This window comes from Rhizomicrobium sp. (assembly GCF_056722145.1).
Window position 1 is genome coordinate 1 of sequence record NZ_JBWZET010000025.1, and the last position, 8,081, is coordinate 8,081.

At 64.2% G+C, this 8,081-nt stretch carries 8 protein-coding genes and 1 pseudogene; 5 read left to right on the forward strand and 4 right to left on the reverse strand.

All coding sequences use genetic code 11. The features are described 5' to 3' along the window. A partial coding sequence (locus tag AC1P6P_RS01315) for a TonB-dependent receptor (RefSeq protein ID WP_481400628.1) occupies positions 1 to 2,539 on the forward strand: 2,539 nt, incomplete at its 5' end. Between the two features lie 119 nt (positions 2,540 to 2,658). After that, positions 2,659 to 2,817, forward strand: a complete 159-nt coding sequence (locus tag AC1P6P_RS01320) for a hypothetical protein (RefSeq protein ID WP_481400629.1) — start codon at positions 2,659 to 2,661, stop codon at positions 2,815 to 2,817. A 211-nt stretch (positions 2,818 to 3,028) separates the two neighbouring features. On the opposite strand, the gene AC1P6P_RS01325 is transcribed toward AC1P6P_RS01320, so the two are convergent. Beyond that, positions 3,029 to 3,313 carry a 4a-hydroxytetrahydrobiopterin dehydratase gene (locus tag AC1P6P_RS01325; protein ID WP_481400630.1) on the reverse strand — a complete coding sequence of 95 codons (285 nt, stop codon included), beginning with the start codon at positions 3,311 to 3,313 and terminating at the stop codon, positions 3,029 to 3,031. Positions 3,314 to 3,367: 54 nt separating this feature from the next. Here AC1P6P_RS01325 and AC1P6P_RS01330 point away from each other — a divergent pair, with 54 nt between their 5' ends. Beyond that, a complete protein-coding gene (locus tag AC1P6P_RS01330; protein WP_481400631.1) occupies positions 3,368 to 3,775 on the forward strand; it encodes a metallopeptidase family protein in 408 nt (135 codons plus the stop codon). A gap of 25 nt (positions 3,776 to 3,800) precedes the next feature. Here the strand turns inward: AC1P6P_RS01330 and thpR are convergent, their stop codons facing one another. Continuing rightward, entirely contained in the window at positions 3,801 to 4,346 is a 546-nt protein-coding gene (gene thpR, locus AC1P6P_RS01335) for an RNA 2',3'-cyclic phosphodiesterase (protein WP_481400632.1), read from the reverse strand. Beyond that, a complete protein-coding gene (murJ, locus tag AC1P6P_RS01340; protein ID WP_481400633.1) occupies positions 4,343 to 5,875 on the reverse strand; it encodes a murein biosynthesis integral membrane protein MurJ in 1,533 nt (510 codons plus the stop codon). The genes thpR and murJ overlap by 4 nt, the downstream gene beginning before the upstream one ends. A 180-nt stretch (positions 5,876 to 6,055) precedes the next feature. Here murJ and AC1P6P_RS01345 point away from each other — a divergent pair, with 180 nt between their 5' ends. Beyond that, the gene (locus AC1P6P_RS01345; RefSeq protein WP_481400634.1) at positions 6,056 to 6,817 is read left to right on the forward strand and encodes a Bax inhibitor-1/YccA family protein; all 762 of its coding nucleotides are present in this window, start codon (positions 6,056 to 6,058) and stop codon (positions 6,815 to 6,817) included. Positions 6,818 to 7,512: 695 nt separating this feature from the next. Here the strand turns inward: AC1P6P_RS01345 and AC1P6P_RS01350 are convergent. Further along, positions 7,513 to 7,893: a hypothetical protein gene (locus AC1P6P_RS01350; RefSeq protein WP_481400635.1), complete on the reverse strand. Its 381-nt coding sequence runs from the start codon at positions 7,891 to 7,893 to the stop codon at positions 7,513 to 7,515. Between the two features lie 78 nt (positions 7,894 to 7,971). Between AC1P6P_RS01350 and AC1P6P_RS01355 the strand changes: the two are divergent. After that, positions 7,972 to 8,081, forward strand: a pseudogene (locus AC1P6P_RS01355) (ABC transporter ATP-binding protein); the annotation flags it as partial.

An 8,081-nucleotide genomic window follows, 5' to 3' on the forward strand; every position in this document is an offset into this window, starting at 1 on the left:
GACTGGCCAGTTCCGTTTTCTGCTGCTCGCGACGGCGGCAGCCATTCTTCCGTCTTATGCGATGGCGCAAGTGCCGGAAGACCAGAACGGCGGGATCGAGGAGATCACCGTGACGGCACAGAAGCGCGAGCAGAAGTCGCTCGACGTTCCTATCGCGCTGACCGCCTATAACCAGAAATTCCTCGACAGCATCGGCGTGCAGGAATTCGACAAGCTGTCGCTGTTCGTGCCCGGCTTCGTGGTCCAGAACCAGTCGCCCAACGATCCCGGCCTGGTGCTGCGCGGCCTGACGCTGGACTCGGGCGACGCCACCCTCGAGCCGCGCGTCTCGGTGTTCGAGGACGACGTCTCCATCTCCGCCACCCGCGGCACCTATATCGAGCTGTTCGACATCGAGCGCGTCGAAGTCGCGCGCGGGCCGCAGACCACCCTGTTCGGCCGCTCGGCGCTGATGGGCGGCGTCAACGTCATCCAGAACAAGGCCGACCTCTCCGGCTTCTATTACGGCGGCGACGTGGAAGCGGGCGACAAGAGCTACCTGATGGTGGACGGCGTCGTGAACCTGCCGCTGTCCGACACCTTCGCGGTGCGCGTTGCCGGCCGCTACAAGAAGCGCGACGGCTATGTCGCCAACCTCGGCTTCGGCGACGATTTCAACTCGATCGACACCGCCGCGGTCCGCCTCGCCGCCACCTGGAAACCGAACGAGGACTTCTCGGCCGATTTCCTGTTCAATTTCGAAGCCGATCACCCCAGCGGCACCTCGTTCAAGTCGGGCACCTTCGCGCCGATGGACGTCGGTTCCGGCACCATCATCGGCGATCTCGACCACAATTCCGGCGCCACGCTGTCGACCGTGCCGGGTTTCGAGAAGAACCAGGCGCTCGGCGTCAACCGCTACGTCTGGGACGGCAAGGCGATCCTCGGCTACAAGATTTCGCCGGCGCTCAAACTGACCTCGGTCACCGCCTATCGCCGCTATGATTCCGAAGAAGTGTTCGATCCGGATGGTTCGGCCCAGCCGATCCTGGTGGCGGCGGAAGATGCCCGCGGCGACCAGTTCAGCCAGGAACTGCGCGTCAACTACGACGACGGCGGCCGCATCAACGCCTTTGCCGGCGTCGACTATTTCTATGCCAACAACTCCGAGCGGGTGCCGCTGCAGTTCGACGAACGCATGGCGCTGACGCTGCTCGCCGGCCAGGACGCGCTGCTCCAGAACTATCCCTCGGCGCTGTTCTCGTCGTCGACCTTCATCAACGGCTATGCCCCGGCGATCGTCCAGGGCTTGGCGCAGGGGCTGTATTACAAGAATTTCGGCACCGTCTATAACATGCCGGGTGCGCTGGCGAGCGGCATCGCGTCCAACCTCAAGCCCAACCACTGGGAACAGGCGACCAATTTCGGCAAGACCAAGTCGTTCGACTTCTATGCCGACGTCACGGTGAAACCGATCACCAATGTCGAGATTGAAGGCGGCGTGCGCTTCACCCACGACGACAAGGTCAGCGCCTATGCCGGCACCAGCGCCGACCGTTCGGTGCTCGGCGGCCTGATCGGCGCGCTCGGCCTGCCCGGCCCCTATCGCGATGCCATTCTCGGCGGCTTGGCGACGCCCGGTGCCGGTTCGATCACCGCGATTCCAACTGCGGTGCTGCCGAACTTCGCGCTGTTCTATCAGCCGACCGCCAACAACGGCGACAAGATCGCCCAGGGCTTCAGCGACGACAGCCTGTCGTGGCGCTTCACTGCCCGCTATGCGCTCGAGGCCAACACCAGCCTCTACGCCACCTATGCCCGCGGCCGCCGTCCCAAGGTGCTCGACGCGCTGTCGCCGGCGACGCCTTATGGCGATCCGACCTTCACGCCGGTCGCGGCCGAAAGCGTCGATTCCTACGAAGTCGGCGCCAAGACGGCGCAGCTCGACGGCAAGCTCAGGGCCGATGTCGCCCTCTACACCTATCAGTACACGAACTTCCAGACCACGGTGATCGCCAACAACGTGCCGGTCACTACCAATGCCGGCAAGGCGAACGCCTGGGGCATCGAGACGACGCTCGACTGGTCGATGACCGACTGGGCCGATCTTTTCAGCACCTACGCCTACAATCGCGCCCGCTTCGGCGGCACCAGCATCTATCGCGGCAACAAATTCCGCCTCAACCCCGACCACAAGCTGAGCGCCGGCCTGGCGCTGCACGAGACCTTCCTCAACGGTGTCTTCACGCTGATGCCGACCTATACCTGGCAGTCGAAAATCTTCTTCGACGACGACAACGACATCGCGGCGCTCCAGACCTCGCACCTGTTGCCTGATCTCAAGCAGGACGAACTCCAGAAATCCTACGGCCTGTTCAATCTCCGCCTCTCGTATGAGCCGGAAGGCCAGCCGTGGTCGATCGCGGCGTTCGCCACCAATGTGCTCGATCAGAAGTACATCAAGGACGCCGGCAACACCGGCGACAACCTCGGCATCCCGACCTTCATTGCCGGCGAGCCGCGCCTGTTCGGCGTCGCGTTCTCGCTGAAGACGCACTGAGTCATTCACGACACGGCCCGCTGCCTGATCCGGTGGCGGGCCGGCCTCTTTCGGAAATCCCTTATTCGCAAGCCGCCGCCGCGCGCCTACATTCGGTGCGTCGAATGGCGGAGCGGACGATGGCGTTGATGGGCGGATTGATCGATACGCGCGTGGAGCAGGCCGCTCCCAAGTCCGCTTCCATCCGGGAGTGGGCGATCCGCAATGCCTGGGCGCTGGTGATCGGCTCCGGCGTGCTGTTCTGGGCGGCGATTGCTGGCCTTTTCCTGCTGGGCTGAAAACGAGCAGGTTCCCCAAGGGTAAAGTCCTGTAAACATCACGGAACGTGGCCGGGCCAAACCCGTTACCCCCTGCCATGAGCGTCGTCTGTCTACACTTGCCCACACCCAATCGGTTGACCCGTCTCTTCTTCGCCTATCCGGGCGCCGCGACGCTGTTCGTCGCGCTCGCGTTCTGGCTGGCGGTCGCGGCGATCGTCGTATTCGTCTTCTAACCCAGCCGCTCGATTTCGCGTGCCAGTGCGAGGTCTTTTTCTGTCACCCCGCCGGCGTCGTGCGTGGACAGCGTGATGTCGACGGTGGCGTAGACGTTGGACCATTCGGGATGGTGGCCGGCCCGCTCGGCCGCCAGCGCCACCCGGGTCATGAACCCGAACGCGGCGGAAAAATCGGCAAACACGAACCGCCGACAGATGGCGTCACGCCCGTCGACCTCGCGCCAGAACGGAAATTCGCTTAAAAAGGCGGCACGGGCGGCGGAATCGACTCGCGGCATTGTCGGTAACCTCTACGGGTTCGCAATCTTCCCACGCCGGAGGCAAACAGCAAGATGATACTCGACTGGACCCGCATCGAAGCGCCCTCCCTCGACGATATCGAGATGATCGCGCGCACCGCCTTTGCCGCCCTGCCGGCGCGCTTCCGCAGCCTCTGCGGCGAGGTGCCGTTCGTGGTGCAGGAATTCCCCGACGAGGAAGTCCTCGCCGACCTCGATCTCGATACCGAGTTCGACATTCTCGGCCTGTTCCAGGGCCCCGATCTGGCGGCGCGCGAATCCGGGCACAGCGAGCCGACGCTGATTTTCCTCTACCGCCGCCCCATTCTCGACTATTGGGCCGAGCATGAAATCACCCTCGGCGAAGTCGTTCGCCATGTGCTGATTCACGAGATCGGCCACCATTTCGGGCTCTCCGACGAAGATATGGAGAACATCGAGGGCGGCGCCGGGGCCCATTGAACCGTCTGGTTTACATACGTTCTCGTCAGCTCAACGGGTAACTGCGTTCGACCCGATAGAGGCTGCCGTCGCTGGTCAGCTTCGAGGAAAACAGCCCAAATGCCGACACCGGAAACGGCCCGCTGGCGTAAAGCGCGTGGTCAGTCAGGTAGTCCATCACCGCGCCGGGCGGAGCCGCCTTCAGCCGCGCCAGGGTGACGTGCGGGGTGAATTTGCGCGGCTCGGCGGGCAAGCCGATGCGCTGCAGGGCGCTTTCGATCTTGCGGTTGAGATGGAGAAGCGCCTCGTTCGCCGCCACGCCGGCCCACAGATCGCGCGGGTACTTGCTGCCGAAGCTGCCGACGCCTTTCAGTTCGAGCGTGAAACCCGGCGCCGTTATCGCCGCCAGCGCATCGTCGATAGCGATGGCTTCGGCTCCGTCCACTTCGCCGATGAAACGCAGCGTCAGGTGCAGTTGCTCGCGGGTCTGCCAGCGCGCGCCGGGCACGCCGGCCTGCAGCAGCATCAACGGCCGGGCGACCTCGTCGGGCAAGGATAGGGCGGTGAACAGGCGCATGGTCGTCTCGCTCATCTCGCGATCGGCAAGCGCTTGCGGAACGCCAGCACCACGGCCCCGTAGCCGAGCGCGCCGCCGACACCGGCCGTCACCAGCGAGACTAGATCGACAAGCCCGCGGCCGTGAAGATGCAGTCCCCACCCCGTGAGCCATACGCCGCCCCAGGCGCCCGCACCTGCCGCTACGGCCGCCAACAGAATCGGCGCCAGGGCGCGGCGGAACGACGGCTGGATCACGAGCAGGCCCTTCTTGCGGCCATACCACGCCAGCATGGCGACATTGACCCACGCCCCCAGCGCCGTGCCGAGCGCGATGCCGGCAATGCCCCAGCCGAGGCCGAACACCAGCGCGATCTTGATGGCGATGTTCGAGAGGATGGAACTCACCGTGCAGCGGGCCGGCGTCGCGGTGTCGTGACGGGCATAGAAAGTGGACGCCGTGATCCGCACCAGCACCATCGCCGGCAGGCCGACGCCGTAAGCCTTCAAGGCCACGCCCGCGGTGGACGCCGCCTCTCGGTTGAAGGCGCCGTGGGCGAAGATCGCCCCCATGATGGTATCGGGAATGGCGAGGAACACCGCCACGAACGGCAGCGCCAGCAGCAGCGCCAAGGCTCCGGCGCGGTTCTGCGCGGCGTCCGACCCGGCGACATCGCCCTTGGCGATCCGGTTCGACATGTCGGGGAGCAGCACGGTGCCGAGCGCGATGCCGAGCACGCCCAGCGGCAGCTGGTTGATGCGGTCGCCATAATAGAGGGCCGTCGCACTGCCCTTGCCGATCCAGAAAGCGAGATAGGTATCGACGAACGGCGACAGCGTGATGCTGGCGGTCCCGACCGTCACCGCGCCGACCGCGAGGAAGAATTCCTTCATCTCGGGCGTCCAGCGCGGCCGGCGCAGTTTCAGCCGCATGCCGTCGCGCGCCGCCGCCCAGATGATGAACACCCATTGCAGCACGCCGCCCGCCAGCACACCCCAGGCCGCGGCATAGGCGGCATTGGGAAACCACGGCGACAGCAAAAGCGCCCCGATCATGGTGAGGTTGAGGAAATTCGACCACGCCGCTCCGGCCCAGAAGCGATCGGCGGCGTTCAGCATGGCGGTGAGCTGCACCGCCACCACCGTCATCAAAAGATAGGGAAAGGTGATGCGCGACAGATTGGTCGCAATCGCCAGTACCTGCGGATCGCTGGCATACTCGTCGGCCGAGAGGAAACGGACGATCGCGGGCATGCCGATCATTGCCAGGATCAGCAGCACAACCTGGGTCACGATCTGCCAGGAATAGACCTGATCGGCGAAGCGCGCCGCCGTCGCGGTCTCGCCCTTGGCCCTGAGCGCGGCGTAGCGCGGCAGGAACGCCGGATTGAGCGTGCCCTCGCCGAACACGGCGCGGAAATAGTTGGGGAACTTGAAAGCGATGCCGACGAAGGCGTCCGACAGCGCGCCGTGGCCCAGCACCGCCGCCATCAAGATGTCGCGGATGAAGCCGGTAATGCGAGACAGCAGCGTAAAGCCGCCGACGGAGAGAAGTCGCTTGAACATGAAATTTTCGGTAAGCCACGGAGTCGAGAGGGTGTTTCTTTACCGCGCCGCGCTATTTCCGTCGATCCGACGTAGCGCTGCAGCCGCCGAATTTGGCCCCAAAGGCTTGAACCAACCCCCTCTCGACACGATATAATCGACATGACGCGGCCTGGCGACGGCCGGAAGGAAGGAAAACCTATGGCTGACTTCGAATCCAACCGTGGTGTCTTCAGCACCCGCACCGACGTAACCGGCGCGATCGACGGTGGACTGCGCAAATACATGCTGCGCGTCTACAACTACATGTTCCTGGCGCTGGCGGTGACCGGGCTGACCGCCTATTGGGTGTTCGGCATGGCAGCGGTGACCGATCCCGCTTCGGGACACATCATCGGCTTGACCTCGCTCGGCATGACGCTGTTCGGCTCGCCGCTCAAGTGGGTGGTGATCTTCGCCCCGCTCGGCATGGTGCTGTTCATCAACATGCGCCTCAACCGGATGAGCCTTGGCGGGGCGCAAGCCGCGTTCTGGATTTTCTCCGGACTGATCGGCCTGTCGATGGCGTCGATCTTCATGCTCTACACCGCCATGAGCATCGCCCAGGTGTTCTTCGTCACCGCGGCGGCGTTCGGCGGCCTCAGCCTCTACGGCTACACCACGCAGCGCAGCCTGTCGGGCATCGGCTCGTTCCTGATCATGGGCGTGTGGGGCATCCTGATCGCCTCGGTGGTCAATATTTTCCTGCACAACAGCATGATGCAGTGGATCATTTCGGTCGCCGGCGTCGGCATCTTCGCCGGTCTCACCGCCTACGACACCCAGCGCATCAAGGAGATTTACTATGCCGGCGACAGCGATGTGATCGCGGGCAAGAAGGCGATTCTCGGCGCGCTGGCGCTCTATCTCGACTTCATCAACATGTTCCAATTCCTGCTGTCGCTGATGGGCAACCGCCGCTGATCGACTTCAGGTTGCGATGTCGAGGGCCCCGGATTCGATGTCCGGGGCCTTTTCGTTTGCACTGAATACGAATGCAGGCGGAGGCCGTACATCTTGCCGCAGGCCCGCGGCTCATGCCCGTGCGGGCGGCGGACACACGCTGAAAAACCCGCGAAAACAAAGCGCTGCAAACGTTGCTGTCCAAAAACGAGGATTTCTCGTGCCACAAAATGGTGCAAGGCGCCTTCAAATCGTCACGTTTGGATCACGCCCGCGCCTTCATGGACCGTGATAAGACCTGCATTCGGCTGGCTCGAGTGAGGCGTTGCTTTCGCGACTTTCAAGCCCCCCAGCCCCCCAGTTGCGGGGCGACCCATACTTTGGGCCAGCCGATCTCTCCCCTTTACTTGAACTTGGCCAGCGCGGCACCCGCCGCGCGCCATTCTTCGTGGCTGTGGGCCTGAGCAAAAAACATTCAGACGAAATCACGTTGTTCGTCTTTCCTCCCCCGCGATAACGAGTTCTTTCGCTGCACCGCCGGCAAAAAGCGGGGGAGGTGGATCGCGAAGCGAGACGGAGGGGGCGAGTTCCAGCGTCGGATCAATCCCCCTTCGCCTCGCAAAAGGCTCGGCACCTCCCCCGCTATTCAGACACCGAGCTCTGCGGCGCGTGCACCGCGGGGGAGGAAAGAATGATCGCTAAGCGCCCCCTGACCTCTACAGCCCCATCTTCCGCAACATCGCGCCCATCTGGCCGAAGGCGCCGCCGACCGCGCCGGTGAGAATCGAGATGCCGGTGCCGGTGGTAACCATGGCGGCGAGCGAATCGCCGAGCAGCACCGATACCGCCAGTCCCGGCACGACGCACAGGCCTCCGGCGATCGCCCCGCCCAGCGCTCCGGCGCCATAGCCGCGGCCGAGGATCAGCCCGTAGAGGTAGCCGGCCGTCGCCGACAGCATGGCGCGGCCGAATAGAAACAGGTGGATAACCACCCACGGCGACCAGTGGCCGGCGGCGGTCAGGACGAGCTGCAGCACGGTGCCAGCCAGGGCGGCACGCAGGACGAGGCGGGGGTCGAGGGTCAGTCGCGAAGCCATGTCCAATTCGTAACCTCGTCAGGGTTGCGAGGGAAACCTGTTTTCTCTAATGGACTTGGCCCTACTAGGCAGCCGTCCATGATCGCGATTGAGGGTCTCACCAAGCGCTTTGGGCCGCTCACGGCCGTGGCCGATCTCAGCTTGCAGGTCGCCAAAGGCGAAGTCCTGGGTTTCCTCGGCCCCAATGG